The organism is Halomonas sp. CnH100-B (assembly GCF_024124605.1).
In the GTDB taxonomy this organism is placed as follows: domain Bacteria; phylum Pseudomonadota; class Gammaproteobacteria; order Pseudomonadales; family Halomonadaceae; genus Vreelandella.
The window spans coordinates 589660-614788 of record NZ_JAMXRX010000003.1 but is presented as its reverse complement, the minus strand read 5'-3'; the positions used below and the strand labels follow the sequence as shown (position 1 = coordinate 614788).

At 57.9% G+C, this 25129-nt stretch carries 22 protein-coding genes and 3 tRNA genes; 6 read left to right on the top strand and 19 right to left on the bottom strand.

What is annotated here, in order from left to right; genetic code table 11:
- Positions 1-31: 31 nt before the first annotated feature.
- The 3 genes from NH398_RS09510 to hemH all read right to left on the bottom strand — a co-directional run bounded on the left by NH398_RS09510 (position 32) and on the right by hemH (position 4084).
- Positions 32-463, bottom strand: a complete 432-nt coding sequence (locus NH398_RS09510) for a Na+/H+ antiporter subunit B (protein WP_159342757.1) — start codon at positions 461-463, stop codon at positions 32-34.
- Positions 456-2804 carry a putative monovalent cation/H+ antiporter subunit A gene (locus NH398_RS09505; RefSeq protein ID WP_253018101.1) on the bottom strand — a complete coding sequence of 783 codons (2349 nt, stop codon included), beginning with the start codon at positions 2802-2804 and terminating at the stop codon, positions 456-458. The genes NH398_RS09510 and NH398_RS09505 overlap by 8 nt, the downstream gene beginning before the upstream one ends.
- Before the next feature lie 200 nt (positions 2805-3004).
- The gene (hemH, locus tag NH398_RS09500; protein WP_253018100.1) at positions 3005-4084 is read right to left on the bottom strand and encodes a ferrochelatase; all 1080 of its coding nucleotides are present in this window, start codon (positions 4082-4084) and stop codon (positions 3005-3007) included.
- Positions 4085-4193: 109 nt separating this feature from the next.
- Between hemH and NH398_RS09495 the strand changes: the two genes are divergently transcribed.
- The gene (locus tag NH398_RS09495) at positions 4194-5807 is read left to right on the top strand and encodes a cryptochrome/photolyase family protein (RefSeq protein WP_253018099.1); all 1614 of its coding nucleotides are present in this window, start codon (positions 4194-4196) and stop codon (positions 5805-5807) included.
- Complete coding sequence (locus NH398_RS09490) at positions 5804-6208, top strand: DUF393 domain-containing protein (protein WP_159342761.1); 405 nt, start codon at positions 5804-5806, stop codon at positions 6206-6208. Before NH398_RS09495 ends, NH398_RS09490 begins: the two co-directional genes overlap by 4 nt.
- 13 nt (positions 6209-6221) lie before the next feature.
- Here NH398_RS09490 and NH398_RS09485 read toward each other — a convergent pair whose 3' ends face one another.
- From NH398_RS09485 to rnr, 9 genes are all read right to left on the bottom strand, one after another.
- Positions 6222-6524: a DUF6482 family protein gene (locus NH398_RS09485; RefSeq protein ID WP_253018098.1), complete on the bottom strand. Its 303-nt coding sequence runs from the start codon at positions 6522-6524 to the stop codon at positions 6222-6224.
- Positions 6525-6663: 139 nt separating this feature from the next.
- The gene (locus NH398_RS09480; RefSeq protein ID WP_044628494.1) at positions 6664-6957 is read right to left on the bottom strand and encodes a hypothetical protein; all 294 of its coding nucleotides are present in this window, start codon (positions 6955-6957) and stop codon (positions 6664-6666) included.
- 82 nt (positions 6958-7039) lie between these two features.
- On the bottom strand, positions 7040-8428 hold the full coding sequence (dnaB, locus tag NH398_RS09475; RefSeq protein WP_139526810.1) for a replicative DNA helicase: 1389 nt from the start codon (positions 8426-8428) through the stop codon (positions 7040-7042).
- 158 nt (positions 8429-8586) lie between these two features.
- On the bottom strand, positions 8587-9033 hold the full coding sequence (rplI, locus tag NH398_RS09470; RefSeq protein WP_044628492.1) for a 50S ribosomal protein L9: 447 nt from the start codon (positions 9031-9033) through the stop codon (positions 8587-8589).
- A 15-nt stretch (positions 9034-9048) separates the two neighbouring features.
- Positions 9049-9900: a hypothetical protein gene (locus NH398_RS09465; RefSeq protein WP_253018164.1), complete on the bottom strand. Its 852-nt coding sequence runs from the start codon at positions 9898-9900 to the stop codon at positions 9049-9051.
- Positions 9901-9912: 12 nt separating this feature from the next.
- Entirely contained in the window at positions 9913-10140 is a 228-nt protein-coding gene (rpsR, locus tag NH398_RS09460) for a 30S ribosomal protein S18 (protein ID WP_009097135.1), read from the bottom strand.
- Positions 10141-10173: 33 nt separating this feature from the next.
- Positions 10174-10551, bottom strand: a complete 378-nt coding sequence (gene rpsF / locus NH398_RS09455) for a 30S ribosomal protein S6 (protein ID WP_044628490.1) — start codon at positions 10549-10551, stop codon at positions 10174-10176.
- 211 nt (positions 10552-10762) lie between these two features.
- On the bottom strand, positions 10763-11557 hold the full coding sequence (gene rlmB, locus NH398_RS09450) for a 23S rRNA (guanosine(2251)-2'-O)-methyltransferase RlmB (RefSeq protein WP_159342763.1): 795 nt from the start codon (positions 11555-11557) through the stop codon (positions 10763-10765).
- A 2-nt stretch (positions 11558-11559) separates the two neighbouring features.
- Entirely contained in the window at positions 11560-13944 is a 2385-nt protein-coding gene (gene rnr, locus NH398_RS09445) for a ribonuclease R (RefSeq protein ID WP_253018097.1), read from the bottom strand.
- 270 nt (positions 13945-14214) lie between these two features.
- Here rnr and NH398_RS09440 point away from each other — a divergent pair.
- The 3 genes from NH398_RS09440 (at position 14215) to NH398_RS09430 (ending at position 14608) form a co-directional block, all read left to right on the top strand.
- Positions 14215-14301: transfer RNA gene (locus NH398_RS09440), tRNA-Leu, on the top strand.
- A gap of 87 nt (positions 14302-14388) precedes the next feature.
- A tRNA-Leu gene (locus NH398_RS09435) sits at positions 14389-14475 on the top strand.
- A gap of 46 nt (positions 14476-14521) precedes the next feature.
- Positions 14522-14608 (top strand) — tRNA-Leu (locus NH398_RS09430).
- Between the two features lie 199 nt (positions 14609-14807).
- On the opposite strand, the gene NH398_RS09425 is transcribed toward NH398_RS09430, so the two are convergent.
- Together NH398_RS09425 and NH398_RS09420 are read right to left on the bottom strand one after the other, a co-directional pair.
- Complete coding sequence (locus NH398_RS09425; protein ID WP_253018096.1) at positions 14808-15671, bottom strand: DNA/RNA non-specific endonuclease; 864 nt, start codon at positions 15669-15671, stop codon at positions 14808-14810.
- Between the two features lie 64 nt (positions 15672-15735).
- The gene (locus NH398_RS09420) at positions 15736-16011 is read right to left on the bottom strand and encodes an Lrp/AsnC ligand binding domain-containing protein (RefSeq protein ID WP_044628486.1); all 276 of its coding nucleotides are present in this window, start codon (positions 16009-16011) and stop codon (positions 15736-15738) included.
- A 252-nt stretch (positions 16012-16263) separates the two neighbouring features.
- On the opposite strand from NH398_RS09420, the gene NH398_RS09415 reads away from it, so the two are divergent.
- Complete coding sequence (locus NH398_RS09415) at positions 16264-16578, top strand: high-potential iron-sulfur protein (RefSeq protein ID WP_159342765.1); 315 nt, start codon at positions 16264-16266, stop codon at positions 16576-16578.
- 84 nt (positions 16579-16662) lie between these two features.
- Here the strand turns inward: NH398_RS09415 and NH398_RS09410 are convergent, their stop codons facing one another.
- The 5 genes from NH398_RS09410 to NH398_RS09390 all read right to left on the bottom strand — a co-directional run bounded on the left by NH398_RS09410 (position 16663) and on the right by NH398_RS09390 (position 25009).
- Positions 16663-18225 (bottom strand): SpoVR family protein, encoded by a 1563-nt coding sequence (locus tag NH398_RS09410; protein WP_159342766.1) that lies wholly within the window; start codon positions 18223-18225, stop codon positions 16663-16665.
- A 20-nt stretch (positions 18226-18245) separates the two neighbouring features.
- The gene (locus NH398_RS09405; protein ID WP_253018095.1) at positions 18246-19535 is read right to left on the bottom strand and encodes a YeaH/YhbH family protein; all 1290 of its coding nucleotides are present in this window, start codon (positions 19533-19535) and stop codon (positions 18246-18248) included.
- Positions 19536-19606: 71 nt separating this feature from the next.
- Positions 19607-21529, bottom strand: a complete 1923-nt coding sequence (locus NH398_RS09400; protein WP_159342768.1) for a PrkA family serine protein kinase — start codon at positions 21527-21529, stop codon at positions 19607-19609.
- Between the two features lie 259 nt (positions 21530-21788).
- On the bottom strand, positions 21789-22847 hold the full coding sequence (locus NH398_RS09395; RefSeq protein WP_253018094.1) for a low specificity L-threonine aldolase: 1059 nt from the start codon (positions 22845-22847) through the stop codon (positions 21789-21791).
- A 140-nt stretch (positions 22848-22987) separates the two neighbouring features.
- Positions 22988-25009: an NADPH-dependent 2,4-dienoyl-CoA reductase gene (locus tag NH398_RS09390; RefSeq protein WP_253018093.1), complete on the bottom strand. Its 2022-nt coding sequence runs from the start codon at positions 25007-25009 to the stop codon at positions 22988-22990.
- Positions 25010-25129 lie beyond the last annotated feature (120 nt).

Below are 25129 nucleotides of genomic sequence, written 5' to 3'. Positions count from 1 at the left end.
GTATCCTCCTGCGGTCATCGGAAGGGGTAACTCAAGGCTCATCTTTATCCACCTCCATCAGCGCCATGACCATGCCGGTGACCGAGCCCAGTACCGCCAAGTACACCCCGATATCGAAAATCAGCGGCGTCGAGGCTTTGAAGTCGATCACCGGAATCGTCCACCACTGGGCGGTAAGAAAGGGTTGCCCCATGAACCACGCGGGTACCACCGAGATCATCCCCAACAGCAGGCCTGCGCCAATCAAATCCCGTGGGTCGACCATGCGCAGCACCTCCTTGGTGGCACTCACCCCAAAGGCGAACAGGTACAAGGTGAAGGCGCCCGCAGCCACTAGCCCAGCAATAAAGCCGCCCCCCGGCTCATCGTGGCCTCGCAGTAACAGAAATACCGAAAACATGAGCTGCAGCGGCATAAGAAAGCGCGCCGCCGTATTCAAAATAATCGTGCCTGACTTAACCATCGTAGGGCTCCTTCACGCTGGCTTTCTCGCCGTCCGCGGTGTTGCCTGCCTTTCCACCGTGGCGAAGCTTCAGCATGGCGATCACGCCAATCGCGGCCAGCGCCAACACGAACATCTCACCCAGCGTATCGAGGGCACGGTAATCGACCAAGATGACGTTGACGATATTCCGGCCATGGGCAAGCGGTGCGCTGTTTTCCACCATATAGGTCGAAATGGTTTCGAACTGGTCGATGCTCCAAGCGGTCATGATCAGCAGGAAAATCAGCACGCCCATGGTTGCCGCCACGGCCCCGTCGCGAATGCGCTCCAGATGGGTGGAGAGGTTGGAGAAACGCGGCAAGCGGAAGAGCACCAGTACCAGAAGGATGACCGTCATGGTCTCCACGAGCAGCTGCGTGATCCCGAGGTCTGGCGCGCTGAAGAGAATGAAGATCAGCGCAATCGAGAAGCCCATGATCCCCACGGATACCACCGCCCCCAGGCGGGAGCGTGAAATCGTGGCAAACAGAGCCCCCATGGCCATGGTGCCCACCACGATCACTTCGTGAAAACGCACGTCTAGCGTAAGCGCCAGCTGAGGCGAATGGCGCAGTAGGATGGAGTTACCGATCAGCGCAATGAGCACCACCAGCATGACCAGAATGTAGTTACGCATGTAGCCATTTTGTAGCACGCGCGTTTGCCATTCCGAAAAATGCACGATGCCGTTCATAAGCCCTTCATAGCCCGCTTCAGGGCCGTAGCGCATCACGGGCGACAATCTGGCTAGCTGGCCGCGCACGCTGTCCCACCGTTTGAAGAGCAAGAAACCGAGCATCAGGCTAACCACCGACATGATCAGCGCCACATTGATGCCATACCACAACGATAGCGAGACCGGCAGTGACTGCCCCGCAACGGCCGTGGCGGCCGACGTCAATAACGCGTCAGCCCCCAACATAGCTGGCGCCAAACCCAGCGCGAGGGAGCCAAAGGCTAGCAGCGCGGGGCCAATCAGCATGCTCAGCGGCGCCTCATGGGGCGTTTGGGGCGTCTCATGGCGTGCGCCATAAAAAGGTCTCAGCGCGATGATGGCCGCCACCGCAATGGTCAGCACGGCGGCTAGGAAGGCAAACACCACCAACATCCATTGAACGCGCTCGGCGCCTAGCGCTGCTTCCAGCATCAGCTCTTTACCGATAAAGCCCAGCAGCGGCGGCACCCCCGCCAGAGAAAGCGCCGCCACCATGGCAATCACTGCCGTCACGGGCATGACGCTGCGTAGCCCTCCCATGGCAGTCACGTCTTTGGTGCCCGTTTCATGGTCCAGAATACCCGCAACCATAAACAACGCTCCTTTATACAAGGAGTGGGCCAGCAAGAAGGTGACAAACGCGGTCATGGCGTACTCCGAGCCAATCCCCAACAGCATGGTCAACGTTCCCAGCGCCATGACCGTCGAGTACGCCAATAGCTTCTTGATATTGGTGTGGTGAATCGCCAGGAAAGCGCCGGTCAGCATGGTCGTCGCCCCGACCACAGAGAGCAGCGTCATCCACATGGCCGTGCCGCCCAGTTCCGGCTGCAGCCGCGCCAGTAAATAAATGCCCGCTTTCACCATGGTGGCAGAGTGCAGATAAGCCGATACGGGGGTCGGAGCGGCCATGGCGTTGGGCAACCAAAAGTGAAACGGGAACTGTGCCGACTTGGTAAAGGCCCCCAGCAACAGACAGATCAGCATAGGAGTGTAGAGAGCATGCTGACGCAGGTCTTCATCTGACTGCAGAATCTCATGGAGCGACCAGTGACCGCTGGATACCCCCAGTAGCACCAGCCCGGCCATTAGGGCCAGGCCTCCGGCGACCGTGACGAATAGACCTTGCCGCGCAGATTTACGCGCCTCGATATCCGTGTGATTGAAGCCAATCAGCAGATAAGACGTGATGCTGGTCAGCTCCCAAAAGATAAAGAGCGTGAGCAATCCATCGGCGAGTACGAGTCCCAGCATGGATGCCATGAAGGCAACCAGGGCCAAGTGGAAACGAGCGACATCGGGGTGGCCTTTCAAATAGCCACCGGCATAAACCAGTACGCAGGTGCCGATCACCGTGATCAGCAAACCAAACAGCAACGACAGGCCATCGAGCAGAAAACTCAGGCTGATACCCAGCGAAGGCACCCACGCCCACGCCAACAACTGCGGGCCTTCTTGGAGGACCAGAGGTGCCTGACTCAGCAGCCAACCGGCCAGGAGCGCCGGAAACAGCGCAAGCACGAGGCTTGCGCGCTCTCCAAACCAGCGGTTGAGCAGCGGCGACAACGCTGCCAACACGAAGCCCATTAATACGGCAAATTGCATCCGACGCTTTCTCCCTAGTGACGTTTTTTCATCCTAACCAGCGGCTTACACATTTGCATAAGCTGCTTGAGCGTTGAATAAGTGTGATTTTATATACACAAACCTTATACCAGCCCTGCTTCGTTTTCTAGAAAAGTCGGTTCCAATAAAAAACCGCCTAGCGCGATACGCTAGACGGTTTTGATAGCAACCGTGTGACGTTACGGTGTCGGCAGCCAGCCTGACAGCTCGTTATTGACCACCGCCAGCAAGGCGTCGATATGATCATCACGATCATTCAAGCAGGGAATGTAGCTGAAGGTTTCACCGCCAGCCTCCATGAAGCTGTCGTGGATCTCCTCTTTGATCTCTTCCAGGGTTTCCACACAGTCGGAAGAAAACGCTGGAGAGAGGATGGCAATATGCTTGTGCCCCTGTTTCGCCAGCTCGGCAACGTGATCCACCGTTTGCGGACCCACCCACTTCTCAGGGCCAAACTGGGACTGGAAAGCGGTATCGACCTCCTCTTTGCTCAGCCCCAGCGCTTCACGCAGTAGACGCGTGGTTTTCTGACACTGGCAGTGGTAAGGGTCCCCTTCCATCAAATAGCGCTCCGGCACGCCGTGATAGCTCGCCACGAGCTTGGTAGGACGGCTCTCGAAGCCGTCGTACGCCTCTTGTACCGAGTTAGCCAACGCCTGAATATACGCCGGATGCTCGAAATAGGCCGGTACGGTACGGATATAGGGCTGCCACTTCATTTTCATCAGCGTGCGAAACGCTTGGTCATTGGCAGTAGCGGTAGTGGGCGAGCCGTACTGCGGATAGAGCGGGAAGAAGACGATGCGCTCACAACCCTTCTCTTTCATGCGTTTGAGCACGCTGTCCGTGGAAGGATTGCCGTAGCGCATACAGAAATCGACCTCGACATCGTCGCCGTAAAGCGCTTTCAGGCGCTCGGTCATTTTTTCCGTTTGCGCCCGAGTGATGGTCAGCAACGGGCTTTCGTTCTTCTCGTTATTCCAGATGCTTTTGTACGCGTTGCCCGAGGAGAACGGACGCTTGGTCAGGATAATGAGCTGCAAAAGAGGCTGCCATTTCCATCCGGCATAATCTACGACTCGTTTATCAGACAAGAACTCGCTGAGATAGCGGCGCATGGACCAGTAGTCGGTGGCATCGGGCGTTCCCAGGTTCGCTAGAACGACGCCCACCTTGGCGCGGGGAACGGCAGGGTGGCTGCTGGGCGCGTGGGCCAAGCGCCCCTCACCAGGTTGATCCTTCACGATGCTATCGGCCATCTCGCTAACTCCTCGGGTGTACGTAATGGGCAAAATCTTAACACTTTTCGGCAAAGTCGCGGCATAAAGTTATACTATCAGCATTATTTGTATAACTGCAGGCCAACTCATGTCCAAGCCGTTACTCCTGGTACTGGGTGATCAGCTCACGCTGACGCTGCCAACCCTTCGCGAAGCGCCTTCCAACGCGGTGGTGGCGATGTGCGAAGTGGCCGAAGAGGCACGCTACGTGCCGCACCATCTGCATAAGATCGGTCTTTTCATGGCCGCCATGCGCCACTTTGCCGACGCCTTGAGAGACAAAGGCTATACGGTGCACTACAGCCGCATCAATGATGGCGATAACACCCAGTCGCTGATAGAAGAAGCCGAGCGGCTCGCCAACCAGTATGGCTGTGATGAAATTCGCGTTACCCGCCCCGGCGAGTGGCGGCTGTGGAACGATATGCAGCAGCGCCAACATAACGCCCTCCCCTGGCAGCTATGGGAAGATGACCGCTTCTTCACCACACCGGACGACTTTTCACGCTGGGCGGAGGGCCGCAAACAGCTGCGCCTAGAGTACTTCTACCGCGAGCAACGCAAGCGCACCGGCCTGCTCATGGAAGGCGACACGCCGGTTGGCGGGCAGTGGAACTACGACCATGACAACCGCGAGCCCATCGACGCATCGCTGAGCTTTCCTGCGCTGCCTAACCACGGCAAGGATGACGTGACTCAAGCAGCGCTCCAGGATGCCGCTGACCACTTCCCTGATCACATGGGAACGATGGAGACCTTCAACTTGCCGGTCACCCGGCGGCAGGCACTGGTCGACCTGAATCACTTCATCGAACACGGGCTGGCAGACTTTGGCCGCTATCAAGATGCCATCAGCGACCGAGAACCCTTTTTGTATCACTCACGCCTCTCTGCAGCGATGAATATCGGTCTGCTCTCACCGATGGAAGTGTGTGACGCCGCCGAGGCGCACTACCATGCTGGCAAAGCGCCTATCAATGCGGTAGAGGGTTTCATCCGCCAAATACTCGGCTGGCGCGAATACGTGCGCGGGCTCTACTGGACGCAAATGCCCGGATACAAGCAGGCAAACCAGCTAGGCTTCACCCGCGAGCTGCCCGGGTTTTACTGGGACGCCAACACCGACATGCGCTGCCTCCAACGCGCCATTCAAATGACCATCGACAATAGCTACGCGCATCATATTCAGCGCCTCATGGTCACCGGCAACTTTGCTCTGCTGTGCGGCGTCAAGCCTGAAGCGCTGTGCGATTGGTACCTCGCCGTATATGCCGATGCTTGCGAATGGGTCGAACTGCCCAACACGCTGGGCATGGTGCTGCACGCCGATGGTGGCTTGATGGGCTCCAAGCCTTACTGCGCCTCGGGTAAATACATCGACAAAATGTCTGATCACTGCCAACACTGTCGCTACTCCCCTAAACAGATGACCGGCCCCAAAGCCTGCCCCTTCAACAGCCTTTACTGGCATTTTTTGGAAACCAATGCGGAACAGCTCAACCGTAACCCACGAATGAAGCTCATCTATGGATCGCTAGGACGCATGAAAGAGGAGAAGCGCGAGGCCATTCGCCAGCAGGCCGAGCAATTCCTTGCCAAACTACCCACCAGCGCCGGTTACGGCCAACCGGCGCACACGAAGGGCTATGCCTCTACAGCCCAACACTCCTCCTCTACGTCTGACTCGGAGAAACGCTCATGAGCCGCTTCGCCACGCTAGATGCCCAGGCCCCGGTCACGCTCTACCATGACGGGCACTGCCCCTTTTGCCGAGTGGAAGTCGCTTGGCTTGCCAAACATCGCCATCGGTCACGCGTTCGGCTCGTCGATATTCAGAGCAGCGAGTTCAAACCAGAGGAGGTAGGCCGCAGTTTCGACACCATGATGGGTCAACTGCATTTGCAAGATCGCGAGGGGAGATGGTTCATCGGTATGGACGCCAGCCGGGCCCTCTATGCGGTGTTGGGCTACCGGCGGCTGGTAAGGCTATCTTGCTTACCGGGCCTGCGCAGCATGATGGATGCAGGCTACCGTTTCTTTGCCCGTCGCCGTATTCGGCTGGGGCGGTGGTGGGAAAAACGTCAGGGTAACGCCGCTCAATGATTCAGCGGAGGAATTAAAACACCAGAGGCATACGCGAGGTGAGCGGCGCGCTGTAATGAGCGTCGCGACCGATCACTTCGTCTTGGGGCACGTGCTGCACCAAGTAAGCGCGATGAATGCCTGCGCGTTTTAGCTCTAAATAAACGTCGTCCAGTGAGCGAAACAGCATCGGCTTGCCGCGCTGCATCAGCATGTGACGCTCGCCTTCGACATCTTCCAGCTCGACTTGATAAAAACGGCTACCCGAATGGGTAATGACACGAATTTCGAAATTGTCGTGATTCGCGACGAACTGTTTTAACGCTTTCATTTCCATGGTTCCCTCCTGTTATTGGTCATCGTCATGGAGCACAGCATGACGTGGCTCCATGACAATTATATTACCTTGGCACTAACTGCCTAAGACGGCAATAACAGAAAAGAGTTCCTGCCTTTATCGTCAACTTATGGTCGACTTATTGATACTCAGACGGGTCGATCGCCTTGCCCAGCGAGTTACGATCGATCCAGTTACCGCCTTTGGTCTCTTTGTAACGAAAGACCACTTTATCGCCCACCGCGACGGGAAGTTCAGCATCTTCGGTTTGGTAGCTGTACTTCTCCCCTTCCACCACCAAAAAGTAGCGATAAAGGTCGGGCATGCCCAGCCACTCTTTGAAAGGGCCTTCGCGCTCTAGCGACTGGAGCTCACCACGGCCTTCCAGTTTCGGAAGACGTTTGCGGTTACCGCGCCTAAAACCACCTGCCATTTGTTACTCCTGTCTCTCTATCTGCTCGAGGCGAACTGCTCATGAGGGTGCGCATTATACGTTCTCCCCCATGACGCTCAAGTTAATCGCCAAACGCTTCGCCGTAGCTGTCGGGTGCCAAGTCCTCGAAGCGCGTGTACTTGCCTATGAAGGCCATGTGGACGGTGCCAATCGGCCCGTTACGCTGCTTACCAATGATGAGCTCCGCAATACCCTGGTTATCCGGGTTGTCCGGGTTATACACCTCATCTCGGTATACGAAGGCGATGACGTCCGCATCCTGCTCGATCGCGCCCGACTCCCTCAAATCCGACATCACGGGTCGCTTGTTGGGGCGCTGCTCTAGCGAGCGGTTCAGCTGCGAAAGCGCCACGACCGGGCAGTTGAACTCTTTTGCCAAGCCTTTCAAAGAGCGCGAAATCTCGGAGATCTCCCCCGTACGGTTTTCGGAAAAGCCGGGGATCTGCATCAGCTGCAGATAGTCGATCATGATCAGCGCCATGTTGCCGTGCTCACGTACGATACGACGCAGCCGCGAACGCATCTCGTTGGGTGAGAGCGCGGCGGTATCATCGATGAACAGCTGCTTGTCTTTTAGAAGATTGACGGCCGACGTAAGTCGCGGCCAATCCTCATCTTCCAGCTGGCCCGAGCGAACTCGCGTTTGGTCGATGCGCCCCAGTGAAGAGAGCATACGCAGCATCAGCGATTCTGCGGGCATCTCCATGGAAAACACCATGACCGGCTTGTCGCTGGAGATGACCGCGTGCTCGACCAAGTTCATGGCGAAAGTCGTCTTACCCATCGACGGACGCCCGGCGATGATCACCAAGTCGGAGGGCTGCAGGCCAGAGGTCATCTCGTCCAGATCGCGGAAACCAGTGGAGAGGCCGGTCATCTCCCCTTTGAGGTTGAAGAGCTCATCGATGCGGTCGACCGCTTTGGTGAGCAGGTCGCTCATACCGATCGGGCCACCGGTTTTGGGGCGCTCTTCGGCAATTTGAAACACCAGCCGCTCTGCTTCGTTCAACAGCTCATCGGCAGGTCGCCCCTGCGGCGAGAACGCCCCTTCGGCAATTTGGTTAGCTGCCCGAATCAGCTTACGCAGCGTGGCACGTTCGCGAACGATATCCGCGTAGGCGCGTATGTTGCTGGCCGAGGGCGTATTGCGGGCAAGCTCCGCCAGAAACCCAAGCCCGCCGACGGTATCCAACTGGTCCCGCGCTTCCAGCGCTTCAGAAAGCGTGACGACATCGAGCGGCTGTCCCGATTCCGCCAAGTGAATCATGACGTTGAACACCAAACGGTGCTCATAGCGATAAAAATCGTCTGCTACCAAACGCTCGGATACGTTATCCCAGGCTTGGTTATCTAGCATGAGCCCGCCTAACACCGACTGCTCCGCCTCTAGCGAGTGCGGCGGCAGCTTTAACGCCGCCGTTTCTTGATCAGCAGAGGGCTGGTCCTGCATAGCGAGCTCCTTAAAAGTAACGCATTGCCAACGGCGCTTATCTTAGCCGGGCTGCTTCCTTCACACCACTGGCCGAATCACACTCGTCAGCGGCTCAGAAAAGACAAAGGGCGCGGGAGGTCCCGCGCCCTTTAAGGCGTTAGCGTTGACGAGCGAGATTACTCGGCGACAACCACCACGCGTACAACGGCGTCCACTTCTGCATGCAGGTGGAGGTCGATGTCGTATTCGCCAGTTTGACGAATCGGGCCCTGCGGCATACGCACTTCGCTCTTGGCAACTTCGATGCCAGCAGAGGAGATGGCGTCGGCCAGATCACGCGGACCGATAGAGCCGAACAGCTTGCCTTCGTCGCCCGCTTTAGAAACCAACGACAGTTCGATGTCGTTCAGTTGCTCAGCGCGTGCTTGGGCTTCTGCTTTACGCTCAGCGGCTTGAGCTTCGAGCTCGGCACGCTGTGCTTCAAACGCTTCTACGTTTTCTTTGGTGGCCGGTACGGCTAAGCCGTAAGGCACCAAGTAGTTACGACCATAACCGGGCTTAACAGTGACCTTGTCACCCAGGCCGCCCAGCTTACCAATGTTGTCGAGCAGAATGACTTCCATCTCGTAAACCTCTTGTCAATTGCTGCGGGCAAGGCGTGCGCGAACGTTCGCGAATGTATCGATCAGCCCCAACAGCAGCACAATGAGAATCGTGGGCCAGGTCGTGATCAGCAGCACATAAAATGCTACCAGCCACAGCCCGTTCATCCCCTTTATTCCAATAAACCCGTGCACTAACGCAATACCGGCTATCAGCAGCGGAATCCAGCTAAGCATGGCCAGCGCCTGCGCACCTAGCACCATACCTGCCACCCCAAGCACTACTAAAATAGCGAGTTCTTTGGGAGTCAGGCGCAGCGCATGGAACTCCTCACGAAAGCCGCCTGGGTTATAAAGCCCAGCCTGCCAGCTGCGTGCTAGCGCCAAACATGCGATGGCCGCTAACAGCACAACCAACCCCGTTACGCCCCCGATCACCATGGAGGCCAGAGTCGTCGTGTCGACGCCTTGGTTGGCAAACTCTGTGAGCATGCGGTCGATCTCTTCCGAGCTCTCGCGCAACTGCTCCAGCATGAGCTCTGTGCCGCCCGGTGGGCTGAAGATGCCAAGCTGCACCATGACCGCGGCCGCTAAGGTGCCAACGATCAAGGCTTCACTCCAGCGCATCCTCTCGCGCAATATGACCGCCATGAGCGAAACGAGTAGTACGCTCGCCAGCGGAATCACATCACCCTGCGCCCACCAGAAACCGGCTGGTAATGCCGCAGCGATAATGACGGGAAGCGCGGGAGCAAAGCCCTTGCGCAGCGTCACTAACGCCGCAATGGCCGCACCTAACCAAAACAGCCAGGGCACTAACGCTGCTAGCGCTGCCCCGCCTGCGGCATAGGGCGTACCACGCATCAGCCATCTTGCTAGTGCCAGCATCACGTTAAACGCTTACTGGTGGCTATCGGAGTAGGGCAGCAGTGCCAGGTAGCGTGAACGCTTGATAGCGGTCGCCAGCTGACGCTGATAGCGTGCTTTGGTGCCGGTGATGCGGCTCGGAACGATCTTGCCGGTTTCGGTGATGTAAGCCTTCAGCGTGTCGAGATCTTTGTAGTCGATCTGCTTGACGCCTTCAGCGGTGAAGCGGCAAAACTTACGGCGACGGAAAAAACGTGCCATGGACTAGCTCCTTAAAACGTGCGGTGGATAAAATCAGGCAGTTTCTTCAGCTTCAGCGCGCGGTTTTTCTTCGCGACGCGGACGCTTTTCTTCTGCCGGCTTCATCATCGGAGACGCTTCGGTGATCGCTTCTTTGCAACGAACGACCAAGCTGCGGATGATGGCGTCGTTGAAACGGAAGATGTTCTCGATTTCTTCGAGAGTCTCGCCGGTGCACTCAACGTTCATCAGCACGTAGTGGGCTTTGTGGATCTTGTTGATCGGGTAAGCCAGGTGACGACGGCCCCAATCTTCCAGGCGATGCACAGTACCAGCGTTTTCGGTAACGATGCTGGTGTAGCGCTCGACCATAGCCGGCACTTGCTCGCTCTGATCCGGGTGGACCATAAACACGATTTCGTAATGACGCATGGAATCTCCTTGCGGTTTGGCAGCTTCCGATGTGCGCTGGGGCAGATACCTCAACGGCGACAGGGAAGCAAGGAGTTAACTGAAATGCCCTTTCTAGGCCGCGAACAGCCGAGATAGCGCATCAAGCAGAACTGTTGATCGTACAGATGAGTTATCCATACGAACGCCCGCTTATGAATAAACGGGCGCAAGCATTCTAGTGGGCTGGCCGCTAACTTGCAAGCTGCCGCTGGCGAACGGCTTCAAACAGGCAGATACCGGTGGCCACAGAGACATTCAAGCTCGACACCTGCCCGGCCATGGGCAATTTGGCGAGATTATCGCAGGCTTCGCGGGTCAAACGGCGCATGCCCTTCCCTTCGGCGCCCATCACCAGCGCGGTAGGACCGGTCATGTCGATCTCGAACACGCTGGCCTCCGCCTCACCGGCGGTACCGGTAATCCAAACACCCGCATCTTTGAGCTTGGCCAACGTGCGCGAAAGATTCGTGACCTGATAGACCGGCACGACTTCTGCAGCACCGCAGGCCACTTTCCTGACCGTGGCATTGAGCGGCGCGGCTTTGTCTTTCGCCACGATCACGCCGTGGGCGCCGGCGGCATCGGCGCTACGCAGGCAGGCACCGAAGTTATGCACATCGGTGACGCCATCCAGCACCAGCAACAGCGGCGGTGCGGATGCCTGCCAGGCACGCAGTTTCAACCACAGCGACTCTTCACCTTCGGGCATCAAAGGGGCACAAAATGCCACCACGCCTTGGTGCGCTGCGCCCTGGGTGAGCTGGTCGAGCACGTCACGGGGCTGCTCTCTGATACGCGCACCACCGGACTGGGCCGTGGCGACCAACTCTTTCAAACGGTTACCCGCCCCCTGCTGAACCCACAGCTCCTGAGGGGACTCGCCACGCCCTAGCAAGCTCTCCAGCGCGTGAACGCCGTACACGTGATCCAAGCCATCCGGCGTGCGAATGGCCGTACGCGGGGGACGTCGAGACGACGACTTCATGCTCACCCCTTTTTCGCTGATGGTTTGCGCGAGCCGTTGCGCGTACGGCGCGGGCCACGACGCGTTGACGGCTTATCCTGGGCAGCGGCTGCCTTGGGGCCACCACTTTCACCACGACGCTTACGCGGCTGGCGACGCGGGCGCGGTTTGTCATCGGCCAAGCCAAAGTCGATTTTCCGGTCATCCATGTCCACGCGCGCCACCTGAACGGTCAAGCCATCCCCCAGGCGGTAGGTGGTGCCGGTACGCTCCCCTTTCAGGCGATGCTTTTCGGCTTCGTAGTGATAGTAGTCCGACGGTAGCGAGGTCACGTGTACCAAGCCCTCGACATAGAAGTCATCGAGACGCACGAACAGGCCAAATTGGGTCACCGAGGCAATCGTACCTTCGAAAGTCTCTCCGAGCTTATCGGACATGAACTCACACTTGAGCCAGCTCTCGACATCGCGGGTAGCTTCATCCGCACGCCGCTCGGTCATCGAGCAGTGCTCGCCCAGCTCCAGCATTTGTTCGAAGGTATAGGGGCACCATTTGCTCGGTGGCTCTACCGGCGCACCCTCTACCCGCACGACCGTATTGGTTTGACGCGGGCCACGAATCACCGAGCGAATGGCGCGGTGAACCAGCAGATCCGGATAACGGCGGATCGGCGAGGTAAAGTGGGCGTACGCCTGGTACGCCAAACCAAAGTGGCCTTCGTTCTGAGGCGAATAAACGGCCTGATTCATCGAGCGCAGCATGACCGTTTGAATGATATCGGCGTCCGGTCGGTCGGCAATGGCTTCGCGAAGCGCTTGGTAATCTTGCGGCGTGGGCTCGTCGCCCCCTCCGACGGAAAGTCCCAGCTCACTCAAGAACAGGCGCAGCTTGTCCAAACGCTCGGGCGTGGGACGCTCGTGAATACGGTAGAGCGCTGGAAGGTCGTGCTTGTCCAGGAAGCGCGCCGTGGCCACGTTGGCGGCCAGCATGCACTCCTCGATGAGCTTGTGAGCGTCGTTACGGGTACGCGGCACGATTTTTTCGATCTTGCGCTCGTCATTGAAGATGATCGCCGTTTCCGTGGTATCGAAATCGATCGCGCCACGCTCTTCCCGAGCAGAGCGCAGTAGGCCATACAGCTCGTGCAGATTTTTGAGCGGCTTGACCAGTTCCGCATGCTCACGACGCAGCGCCTCGCCCTCCTCGCTCTCGCCGTCCAACATCGCCGCCACCTTGTTATAGGTCAGGCGTGCATGGGAGTTCATCACGGCTTCATAAAACGAGTAGCGACTGATGGCGCCGGTTTTGGAGATGTTCATCTCGCACACCATCACCAAACGATCGACGTGAGGGTTCAGTGAACAGAGGCCGTTGGAGAGCAGCTCTGGCAGCATCGGCACGACCTGCCCCGGGAAGTAGACCGAGTTCCCTCGCGTGCGCGCCTCATCATCCAGCGCAGTGCCGGGGCGTACATAGTGGGAAACGTCGGCAATCGCCACCAACAGTTTCCAGCTGCCGGACTTGGTCTTCCAGGCACAGACTGCGTCGTCGAAATCCTTGGCGGACTCATCGTCGATGGTGACGAGCGGAATATCACGCAAATCGACGCGATGCTGTTTATCCTCCTCCAAGACCTCTGCAGAGATGTCGCTGGTTTGATCCAGCACCTCTGGCGGAAACTCGGCAGGGATGTCGTAACTGCGGATGGCAATATCGATCTCCATGCCGGGATCCATACGCTCGCCCAGCACTTCGATCACCTCACCCACCGGCTGCACCCGAGTAGCGGGCTGCTGCACGATCCTGGCCGAAATGACCTGACCATCCTTTGCCCCCCCACAGGAGGTGTGCGGAATGATGACTTCTTGCGTAATGCGCGGGTTTTCGGGAATCAGCACCCCAAACTCCGGGGTATTGCTGCGGTAGACACCCACGATGGTTTGGGTATTGCGCGCGATGACATCGGCGATGGTGGCTTCGTCACGGCCGCGACGGTCACGGCCACTGATGCGCACCAGCACATGATCACCGTGAAAGACACGACGCATTTGACGTGGCGGCAACACGAGATCTGGCTTCTTACCGTCATCCCGCAGCACGAAACCAAAACCATCGCGATGCCCCAAGACCTTACCTTTGATTAGGTCGAGCTTGTCGATGAGCGCGTAGGCGCCACGACGGTCCCGTAGCACCTGCCCGTCGCGCTCCATGGCCGCCATGCGCCGACGCACGGCTTCGAGATGGTCTTCATCCTCGATGCCCAGCATGCGGCTCATGTTTTCATGGGTAATGGGCTTGCCATAACTTTCTAAGGCAGCCAATAAGTATTCGCGGCTGGGCGCAGGGTTATCGTACTTTTGCGCCTCGCGCTCGGCGTGCGGATCATCACTCAACGTCCAGTACTTCATGCGATCAACATCCTTGATGGCGTTTGCGGGAGGCGGACAGTTAGCGCAGCGGCTTGGCACTGCGGGCGGGATTCGGTATCGACGCTATTGGCGTCGGCGCAAGCGGTTAATGAGCTAGCGCGTGTCATATTTTGTTTGGTCATGGGCGCAGTATAGCGCTGCCGGTTCAATCACCCAACCACCTAACGCTGCATTGATATGATTTCAGTGTTAAAAAATTCGCCTCAGGGCTTGCATTTAACCACGGCCCCGGTATCATATGCGCCACTTGCCCAGATGGCGGAATTGGTAGACGCGCTAGCTTCAGGTGCTAGTGACCGTATGGTCGTGGAGGTTCAAGTCCTCTTCTGGGCACCAAATAACATCATGTTATCCCCTTTTCATGACGTTATAAGGTGCAGCGGCAAGTTAGCGGTAACAGCAGTAGAAGGTTAGTTTGTATTCGCCCAGGTGGCGGAATTGGTAGACGCGCTAGCTTCAGGTGCTAGTGACCGTATGGTCGTGGAGGTTCAAGTCCTCTCCTGGGCACCATGCGAATACAAACGCTGCGCTGTAACTGCAAACGAAAAGATGATGCGCCCAGGTGGCGGAATTGGTAGACGCGCTAGCTTCAGGTGCTAGTGTCCGTACGGACGTGGAGGTTCAAGTCCTCTCCTGGGCACCATAACATGGTCCCTTCCGCATCACTCTTTCATCTATGCTATCCCCTCTTGTTTTTCTTCTTCTCTGTGTATTTTTTCTAGTATAAGTCACGTGCCCTATGCGCTTTTCCGATCACCGCCCTAGCGTGGTGTGTTGTAGCGCCAGCACGTTAACACGGTGGCGCATTGCGACGAGCGAGGGTCAAGCCCCCGCCCGCCTATTTACTGATAGCGCCCGGGACGACGCGCCACCTCTTCCAACGCCCAGCCTTGGGTGCGCAACTCACCTTCGAGTACGGATTCCATTGCGGGTGTCAAATCAGGAAAGAAATCCAGTCCCGTTCGCGCTTCCACCTCATCGATAGTGACGAGATAGTCATCCAGCGGCTCGTTGCCTCTTACGTCTTGAGGCATGATGAACGCTAGCGCTAACGGCGCCTCTTCGTGAGGGGCGACGATGATTTTATAAAACGCCGACGGCACTTCCACGAAACCCACGCGATTGAACACGTTATCCATAAAGTGCTCCGGGTAGATGGGCCCGGTGATTACCTGCAAGCGCTCGAAGCGAGGGGCAAAGTGGTCCATGACCGACTCTTCCAAACGCTGCCAAAGCTGACGATTCAAATTAGGCCGTTGAGGCGCCATGTTGCTCATCAAAAAGGTATCGATTTGCGCACGGCGGCCATGCACGGCGGCAATGGCATAGTTGGGGGCTAGATGCCCTCGGTCGTAGCCACTGCCGGAATAGCTGTCCGTATCTACGGGCCATAGCGTGCGCCAGTCTGCTTGGAAATTGGGCCGACTGCCGATGCGCGTATTGTCTGGCACGGCGGTGACTTGGTAGCTGACCCACAGCGCCCCGACGCGTACATCCGACCATCCCGCTAAAAACCCATCGTTGCGCAATACGCGATGAAACGTCGTCGGTTGAAACGACTCCCACGTGGGCACGCCTTTCCACGTGTACGCATCTTGATGTTGACGGCCCTGAAACTCCCACAGACCAGTACCTACGATTACAAACAGCACAGCAATGCCCAGACGTCGCCCTTGGCGACGCCAGCGCACGAACGAATTCCCCAACGAAGTCACTCCCCTACGATATTCTTTTCATCCACTCGTCTATCCGTTGCCGCGATAGCGAGGGTTACCAGCCGAGTGAAAACATGGTTTCCAGATCGTGACGAGAGTGCACCTGCATGGCGTTCAACGTTTCAGTATCGCTGATCCCCTCTACCGCATTGAGACGCTCGGTGACCAGTTCTGCCAAGCTCTCGAAGTCACGGGTGCGGGCAATGGCGACTAAGTCGTAACGACCACAGGTAGAGTAGACCTCACTGATCCCCTCTACATCGGCTAGACGCTCGGCCACTGCTTTTACCTGGCCTTTTTCGGTATTGATCAAGATCACTGCGTTCTGCATGGCGCCCTCGTTGCTCATGAAAGGTGGATATCAGGCTACGGGGCGAGTATAGCAGCCTGCGGGGTAGGGCCAAGCGCTGCTCACCTGCGTGGCTAATTGTCGCGCTATTTATAAGGTTATTCGCACTAATTTTGAGCATGCGCTAGCATGTACCTTAGACCTCCGATTTATAAGACTTGTCGGAGTATTAAGAGGTGGACCACCACCCGATCACCGTAGCAAAACGTCAGACCGTGACGATAAGGAGACACCATGGCTAATCAGAGCCGTCGTAAGTTCATGCGTAACAGCGTGCTAGGCCTCGCCGCCCTGCCGTTTGGTGCTGGAATCCTGTCGAAGACTGCTTTTGCCCAGGAACTCCCGCGTTTGGATCCCTCCTCACCTACCGCCCAGGCGCTCAACTACGTTGAAGTGGCCAGCGAAGCCAGCGATCACCCTGCTTACGAAGAGGGCGAACTCTGCTCTAACTGCATGTTCTTCAATACCGATACGCAAGGCTGCCAGCTGTTCCCCGAAAACAGTGTCGCCCCGGAAGGTTGGTGCCAATCCTGGACCGCCAAAGCGTAATACGCTGTGCCAGCGATTAGAACGACTCACCCCGCGCCTTGCGCGGGGTGATGACGTTTGAAGACATATAAAACACGTTCGCCATCAACTCGCCTCTTTGCTCTCCTCTTCTACCGGCCAGTGGTAGCGTCGTGTCACTTTTCCCTCCTCCATGGACACCAAGTGTACGGGGAACCCCCACAGCTGCTGTAAATGGCGAATCACCGGGTATACGCTTCGGCCCAAAGGGCGGCGATTGTCTTGAATATGGTGCAGCGTCAGCGAGCGATCTCCTCGGATGGCGGCTTCCACCACCTGAATATTGGGCTCGCGAACGGAGAGCGCGTATTGGCTGGAGAGCGCCTCCCGAACACGCTTGTAGCCCCGATCGTCATGTATCGCGGCGACTTCCAGCGTCTCGGACTGATCATCATCGACGATCAAAAAGAGCTTTAGGTCGCGAATGACTTTGGGGGAGAGAAACTGCTGAATGAAAGACTCATCCTTGAAGTTGCGCATCGCGAACTCCAGGGTGTCTCGCCAGGGGCTGCCCGCTATGTCGGGGAACCACTCACGATCTTCCGCCGTCGGCGCGTCACATATCCGCTTAATGTCCATGAAGATGGCAAAACCCAAAGCGTAAGGGTTCAGCCCGCTGTAATAGGGGCTATCGAACCCCGGCTGGTTGATGACCGCCGCGTGGGACTGCAAGAACTCCAGCATCAGCCCTTCATCCACCTTGCCTTCATCGTATAGCCGGTTCATCAACGTGTAGTGCCAAAAACATGCCCACCCCTCGTTCATTACCTGCGTTTGCCGCTGCGGGTAGAAGTACTGCGCCAGCTTACGCACGATACGTACGATCTCACGCTGCCAAGGGGCCAACAGTGGAGCATTCTTTTCGATGAAGTAGAGCAGGTTCTCCTGGGGCTCTGAGGGGTAGCGACCGCCCGTATGCAGTCCCAACGGGTCGTCGTCGCTGTGCAAGCTACCCGGCAACGGTGCCATGCCAGCCGGCGGCTCGGGGATCGTTCGCCACAGCATGTTGACCTGGGTTTGCAGGTACGCCTCGCGCTCGTCTTGGCGTTTGGCCTCCTCCTCCGCCGAGATAGGTGATGGCCGCTTGTAGCGGTCTACCCCGTAGTTTTGTAGCGCATGACAGGCATCCAGCAGTTGCTCGACGGCGTGCACGCCGTGGCGCTCTTCGCACTGCGCGATGTATTTGCGGGCAAATACCAGGTAATCGACGATGGACTCCGCATCGGTCCAAGTGCGGAATAAGTAGTTGCCCTTGAAGAAGGAGTTATGACCGTAGCAGGCGTGGGCAATGACCAGCACCTGCATCATCAAAGTATTCTCCTCCATCAAGTAGGCAATGCAGGGGTTGGAGTTGATCACCAGTTCATAGGCCAGCCCCATTTGTCCCCGTTTATAGGCCTGCTCCACGGCAAGAAACTGCTTCCCGAACGACCAGTGGTGATACCCCACCGGCATGCCGACGCTGGCGTAAGCATCCATCATCTGCTCGGTGGTGATGACTTCGATCTGATTGGGATAGGTATCCAGCCGGTACTCATCGGCGAGCCTGGCGAGTTCCTCGTCGAAGCGCTCCAGCACGCTGAAATTCCAGTCCGACCCAGTGGCGATGGGCTTGCGGGTTACACTCATGGCGCCCTCCTCGACTCGTACTACCGCTCTTGGCTCAGGCGGCGCTTGAATAGCTCACGAAACACGGGATAGATATCGACCGCATCGACGATCTGGCGCATGGCAAAGCGCTCGGGAAACTGCGCCGCCACGCTTTCGTACTCGTGCCAAAGCGACTGATGATCGTGCGGGGTAATCTCCACATAGGCGTAGTACTGCAGCTGAGGCATCAACTGCTTCACCAGAAGATCACGACAGATGTTGGAGTCGTCGTCCCAGTTGTCGCCATCGGAGGCCTGCGCTACATACAAATTCCACTGGCCGGCGGGGTAGCGTTTTTCGATGATCTTATTGACCAGGTTCAACGCGCTGGAGACGATGGTGCCGCCGGTTTCGCGAGAGTAAAAGAACTCCTCTTCGCTCACCTCTCTGGCAGCCGTATGGTGACGTACGAACACCAGCTCGACTTTTTCGTAATGCTTTTCCAAAAAAAGGTAGAGCAGTAAGAAAAAACGTTTGGCGATGTCTTTATGGTTCTGCGTCATGGAGCCCGAGACGTCCATGACGCAAAACATCACCGCTTGGCTCGACGGCTGTGGCTGGGCAGCCAACTGGTGGTAGCGCAAATCGTAGGTATCGATGAACGGAATGGCGTCGATACGCTTCTCCAGTCGCTCGATCTCCGCTTTGAGCTCCACGATTCGCGCTGGGTTGCGCAACACCGAGTCTTTGCGCTCCTCGGCCGCCAGCGCCTCTTGCGCCTCCTTCAAGGCACGCTTGATGGGCGCACGCATGGCGATACGCCGTGCGTAGGCTTCACGCATCGAACGGGTAATGCTGATGCGTGACGGCACCCCGTCTCGCGCCAGCCCTGCGCGCACCATTTTGATCTCTTCCAGCGACTTTAGCGGCTTGCGCTGCAAATGGGGCAGCTCCAAGCCGTCGAACACAAACTCCAAGAACTCTTCACGGCTGAGGGTGAAGGCAAACTCGTCGTTTCCTTCCCCCTGGTTGGAGGCGCCGCCCTCGCCCACTCCATTGCCGCCCCCCTGGCCCGCCGGGCGACGAATCTTATCCCCCTCCAGAAACTCCTTATTACCCGGCGAGACGATATTACGCGCCCCGCCCGGCCCGTGCTGAAACACGGGCTCTGAAATGTCCTTGGCAGGAATCGAAATTTTCTCGCCACGCTCCATGTCGGTGATGGAGCGGCGGTTGACCGCCTCCTCCACCGAGCGCTTGATGTGCTTGCGATAACGCTCCAAGAAGCGCTGCCGATTGACCGCGCTCTTGTGCTTAGCGTTAGGTCTGCGATCAATAAAGTAGGTCATTCGACCTCCTCAACACCTCGATCTTGAGCGCCGACTCTTGGCGCTCTTGTGTGCGGGCCGACAGCGGCCCGCTACTGAGACTTACGCACGCGCAGGTACCATTCGGAGAGCAGCCGCACCTGTTTTTCGGTATAGCCACGGTCCACCATGCGCGCCACGAAATCCTCGTGCTTTTTTTGATCCGACTTCGACGCTTTGGCGTTGAACGAGATCACCGGCAACAGCTCTTCGGTGTTGGCAAACATCTTGTGTTCGATGACGCCTTTCAGCTTCTCATACGACTGCCAGCTAGGGTTCATACCGTTGTTTTGCGCCCGCGCCCGCAACACGAAGTTCACGACCTCATGGCGGAAATCTTTCGGGTTGGAGATACCCGCCGGTTTCTCGATCTTCTCGAGTTCCTCGTTCAGCGATTGGCGGTTGAGCAGCTCGCCGGTTTCAGGGTCACGGTACTCCTGGTCTTGAATCCAGAAGTCGGCATAGGTCACATAGCGGTCGAAGATGTTCTGACCGTACTCGCTGTAAGACTCGAGATACGCGGTCTGAATCTCTTTGCCGATGAAGTCCACGTAACGCGGGGCCAAAAACTCCTTGATGAAGCCCAGGTAGCGCTCGAATACTTCGGACGGCAGCTGCTCGCGCTCCAACGCCTGCTCCAACACGTACAGCAGATGCACCGGGTTGGCCGCGACTTCGGTACTATCGAAGTTGAACACCTTGGAGAGAATTTTGAAGGCAAAGCGGGTCGAGAGGCCCTGCATGCCCTCGTCTACGCCTGCCGCATCGCGGTACTCCTGGATCGATTTGGCGCGCGGGTCGGTGTCTTTCAAATTCTCCCCGTCATATACCCGCATCTTGGAGTAGATGCTGGAGTTCTCCGGCACCTTGAGCCGCGACAGCACCGAGAACTGCGCCAGCATACGCAGCGTATCCGGCGCGCAGGGCGCTGCGTTGAGGGAAGAGTCTTCCAGCAGCTTTTGATAGATCTTGATCTCTTCCGACACCCGCAGGCAGTAAGGCACCTTGACGATGTAGACGCGGTCCAGGAAAGCCTCGTTGTTGCGGTTATTACGAAACGCCTGCCATTCCGATTCGTTGGAGTGGGCCAGAATCACGCCATCGAAAGGAATCGCGCCCATGCCTTCCGTGGGGTTGTAGTTGCCCTCTTGGGTGGCGGTCAGCAGCGGGTGGAGTACCTTGATGGGTGCCTTGAACATCTCCACGAACTCCATCAGCCCCTGGTTGGCGCGACAAAGCCCGCCTGAGAAACTGTAGGCATCCGGGTCGTCTTGGGAGTAAAGCTCCAACTGACGAATATCCACCTTACCGACCAGCGACGAGATATCCTGATTGTTCTCGTCCCCCGGCTCGGTTTTGGAGATGGCAATTTGATTCAGCCGTGACGGATAGAGCCGCACCACGCGGAACTGGGAAATATCGCCGCCGTACTCTTTTAGGCGTTTGGCGGCCCAAGGCGACATGACGCTGCGCAGATAGCGTGCAGGAATGCCGTACTCTTGTTCCAGCAGCTCGCCATCCTCTTCCGGTGAGAAGAGCCCAAGGGGCGATTCATAGACCGGCGAGCCTTTGATGGCATAGAAAGGAATGCGCTCCATCAATAGCTTCAGGCGTTCGGCCAACGACGACTTACCGCCGCCGACCGGACCCAGCAAGTAAAGAATCTGCTTGCGCTCTTCGAGCCCCTGGGCCGCGTGGCGGAAATAAGCCACGATCTGTTCGATGGCCTCTTCCATGCCATGAAACTCGGCGAAGGCAGGATAGCGGCGAATCACCTTGTTCGAAAAAATGCGTGATAGACGCGGGTCTTTCGCCGTGTCGATCACTTCAGGCTCGCCTATCGCTTCCAGCATGCGCTCGGCGGCGCTGGCATACACCTTAGGGTCGCGGCGACAAAGCGCCAAGTACTCCTCAAGGCTCATGTCCTCTTGCTGAACGCGGGCAAATCGGTCTTGAACGTGATCAAAGATGCTCATGGAACTCTCCTGTGGCCCATCCCCCAGCGCGACCGCCAAGCCAATACCCCAGGCGGCGTGCTATTTGAGGTGTCGCTCTATCAGCGTAGTCAGCATTAGCAAAAAGTGATGACATCACCTTCAACGCAGCGCATCTGACCGCTGAGATAAACTTATGAGCATCGGAGGAGAGCTTTAGTTGCGTTGAATTCTACAGAGCACTACAACGCAACACGCCACCGCAGCGGTGGCGTGCAGGCGGTCCAAGAGCCGCATCGAGCTAGGCAGCGGGGGACTGCTCCAGCACCTCTTTGACGTCGGCCAATAGCTGGTCGAGTAATTCAACGGTGGTGTTCCACGCGCACACAAAACGCGCTCCGCCAGCGCCGATGAAGGTGTAAAACGTCCACCCTTTGGCTTTCAACGCTTCGATGGCGTGAGGCGGCAATTCAACGAACACGCTGTTCGCCTGGGTGGGGAACATCAGCGAGACACCCGGCAGCGCCTGCAGCCCCTCTGATAGATAGCGTGCCATGGCGTTGGCATGTTCGGCGTTGGTCAGCCACGCACCGCTCTCCAACAACCCCAGCCACGGCGCTGACACATAGCGCATTTTCGACGCCAACTGCCCCGCCTGCTTGCAGCGGTAGGAGAAGTCTTCCGCCAGCTCGCGATTGAAGAATAGGATCGCCTCGCCAAACGCCAAGCCGTTTTTGGTGCCCGAGCAGCACAGGGCATCGACCCCTACCTGCCAAGTCAACTCGGCAGGCGAAGCGTTCAAACTGGCGCAGGCGTTAGCAAACCGCGCTCCGTCCATGTGCAGACGCAAATCATGCTTGTCCGCCATGGCGCGAATGGCCAACAGCTCCTCACGGGAGTAAACGGTGCCGACTTCGGTGGCCTGGGTGAGCGAGACGACTTTCGGTTTCGGATAGTGAATGTCGCTGCGCTTGGTGACCAGCGCTTCGATCCCTTTGGGGGTCAGCTTGCCATTCGCCCCCGGGGAGGTCAGCAGCTTCGCGCCGTTCGAGAAGAACTCAGGGCCGCCGCACTCGTCGGTTTCGATATGCGCCAGCTCATGACAAATCACGCTGTGGTAGCTGCGCCCCATCGCCGAGAGCGCCAGTGAATTGGCTGCAGTGCCGTTGAACACGAAAAACACGTCGCAGTCGTAGTCGAACATTTCCCGAAAACGGTCGGCGGCGCGGGCGGTCCAGCGATCGTTACCATAGGCGAGATCGTCCGCCTGATTGGCTTCGAGTAAGTACTGCATTGCCTCTGGGCAGATACCGGAGGTGTTATCACTGGCTAAAAATCGTGGGGTACACTCCGAGGGCATGACGATAATCCTTTTGTCTGGCGGTCGTGCGGCGCAGGCTGGGTGCCACCCGCGCCTTAAATCCCTAACGTGGCTTAGTGGTTAGGGTGATTCATCAGTCTATCGCCATTTTGCCGTCAACGTCACGCCCCCAATGAGCGTTACAGCGACGCCGCCAACCGTGTGCCTTGATCGATGGCGCGCTTGGCATCCAGTTCGGCCGCTTCCGCAGCGCCACCAATCACATGCACGCGCCCGCCCACCTGTTGCAGCGGGGTCATCAGGTCACGCACGGACTCTTGTCCCGCGCATACCACGATGGTGTCCACCTCAATCACCTGCTCTTGTCCGTCGCGGCGAATGTGCAAACCGGCATCATCGATACGTACATACTCGCAGCCAGTCAGTGTTTCTACGCCGCGCTGCTTGAGCGAGGCACGGTGTACCCAGCCCGTGGTCTTGCCCAGGTGTTTGCCCGGCTTAGAGCTTTTCCGCTGCAGCATCACGATGCTGCGCGGTGAACGCGGCGGCTGCGGTGCTTTCAAACCGCCCCGCTCGCACACTGCCAAATCCACGCCCCACTCGTCGCACCATGCGGCCACCTCCATGGCGGAGTGCCCCTCATGGGAAAGCAACTCAGAGACATCGAAACCAATGCCTCCCGCGCCGATCACCGCCACGCGCTTGCCCACCCGCTCAGGCTGCTCGATGGCATCGGCGTAGCTCAGCACGCTGGGGTGGTTAGCGCCGGGTAGCGTCAACTCACGGGGCACGACCCCCGTGGCCATCACGATCTCATCGAAATCGGCCAACGCCTCTGCGGTGGCGTCGGTATTCAGCCGCACATCGACGGCATGTTTCTTCAGCATCACTCGGAAGTAGCGCAGGGTTTCATTGAACTCCTCTTTGCCCGGAATTTTACGGGCATAATTGAACTGCCCACCCAGCTCGGCGCGACGCTCGAAAAGCACCACGGCGTGCCCACGGCTGGCCGCTGCCACCGCCGTGGCCAACCCCGCCGGGCCGCCGCCAACGACCGCCACCCGCTTGGGCGTTTGCGCCGGTGCCAGGGAAATCTCGGTTTCGTGGCAAGCGCGGGGGTTGACCAAGCACGAGGTCAGCTTGCCCATGAAGGTGTGATCTAGGCAGGCTTGGTTGCAGGCGATGCAGGTATTAATTTCCTCCGACAAGCCGGCCTCGGCTTTACGCACCCACTCCGGGTCCGCCAAAAACGGACGCGCCATCGACACCATATCCGCATGGCCGTCTGCCAGTACCCGCTCGGCCACCTCCGGCATATTGATGCGGTTGGTGGTGATCAGCGGAATCGACAGCGCCGTGCGCATGCGTCGGCTAACCTCGGTAAACGCCGCCCGTGGCACGCTGGTGACAATGGTGGGCACCCGCGCCTCGTGCCAGCCAATGCCGGTATTGATGACGTTCGCGCCAGCGGCTTCAATGGCCTGGCCCAGCTGTACGACCTCGTCCCAGGAGCTGCCCTCTTCCACCAAATCGATCATCGAGAGGCGGAAGATCAGTAGGAAACGTTCGCCAACGGCCTGACGAATACGCTTGACAATCTCAACCGGGAAGCGCATACGCCGCTCGAAATCGCCACCCCAGTCGTCGTCACGCTGGTTGGTGCGGCGGCAAATAAACTGGTTGATCAAATAGCCTTCCGAGCCCATCACCTCAACGCCGTCGTAGCCCGCCTGCTGGGCGAGCGTAGCGCAGCGAACATAGTCGGTAATTTGCTGCTCGACGTCGTCACTGGAGAGCGCCCGAGGGGTAAAGGGATTGATCGGCGCTTGCAACGCCGACGGCGCGACCAGCTCGGGGGAGTAGGCGTAGCGCCCAGCATGTAAAATCTGCATGCACAAATGGCCACCTTCGGCGTGAACCGCTTCGACCACTTGGCGATGCGCCGCGACCTGCGACGCATCCGTCAGCGCGTTGGCGCCCTGAAAGACCGCCCCTTCGGGGTTCGGCGCAATGCCGCCCGTGACGATCAAGCTTACCCCTGCACGCGCCCGCTCTGCATAGAACGCCGCCAAGCGCTCGAAGCCGTTCGGCGCTTCTTCCAGATTGGTGTGCATGGACCCCATCAAGACGCGGTTGGGCAGCGTCAAGTGGCCGACGGTCAGCGGACGAAACAGATGCGGATAAGCTGGCGCTGGGTGCATCACGGCGCTCCTTTAATGTTATTGAAACGGCTAGCCATTCGTATTCAAACAAGCGTATGACATAGCGAGTTCGACGTACAGACTTTTAGCCGCCCCGTGGGGCTGCTCTTTGGTATAGCT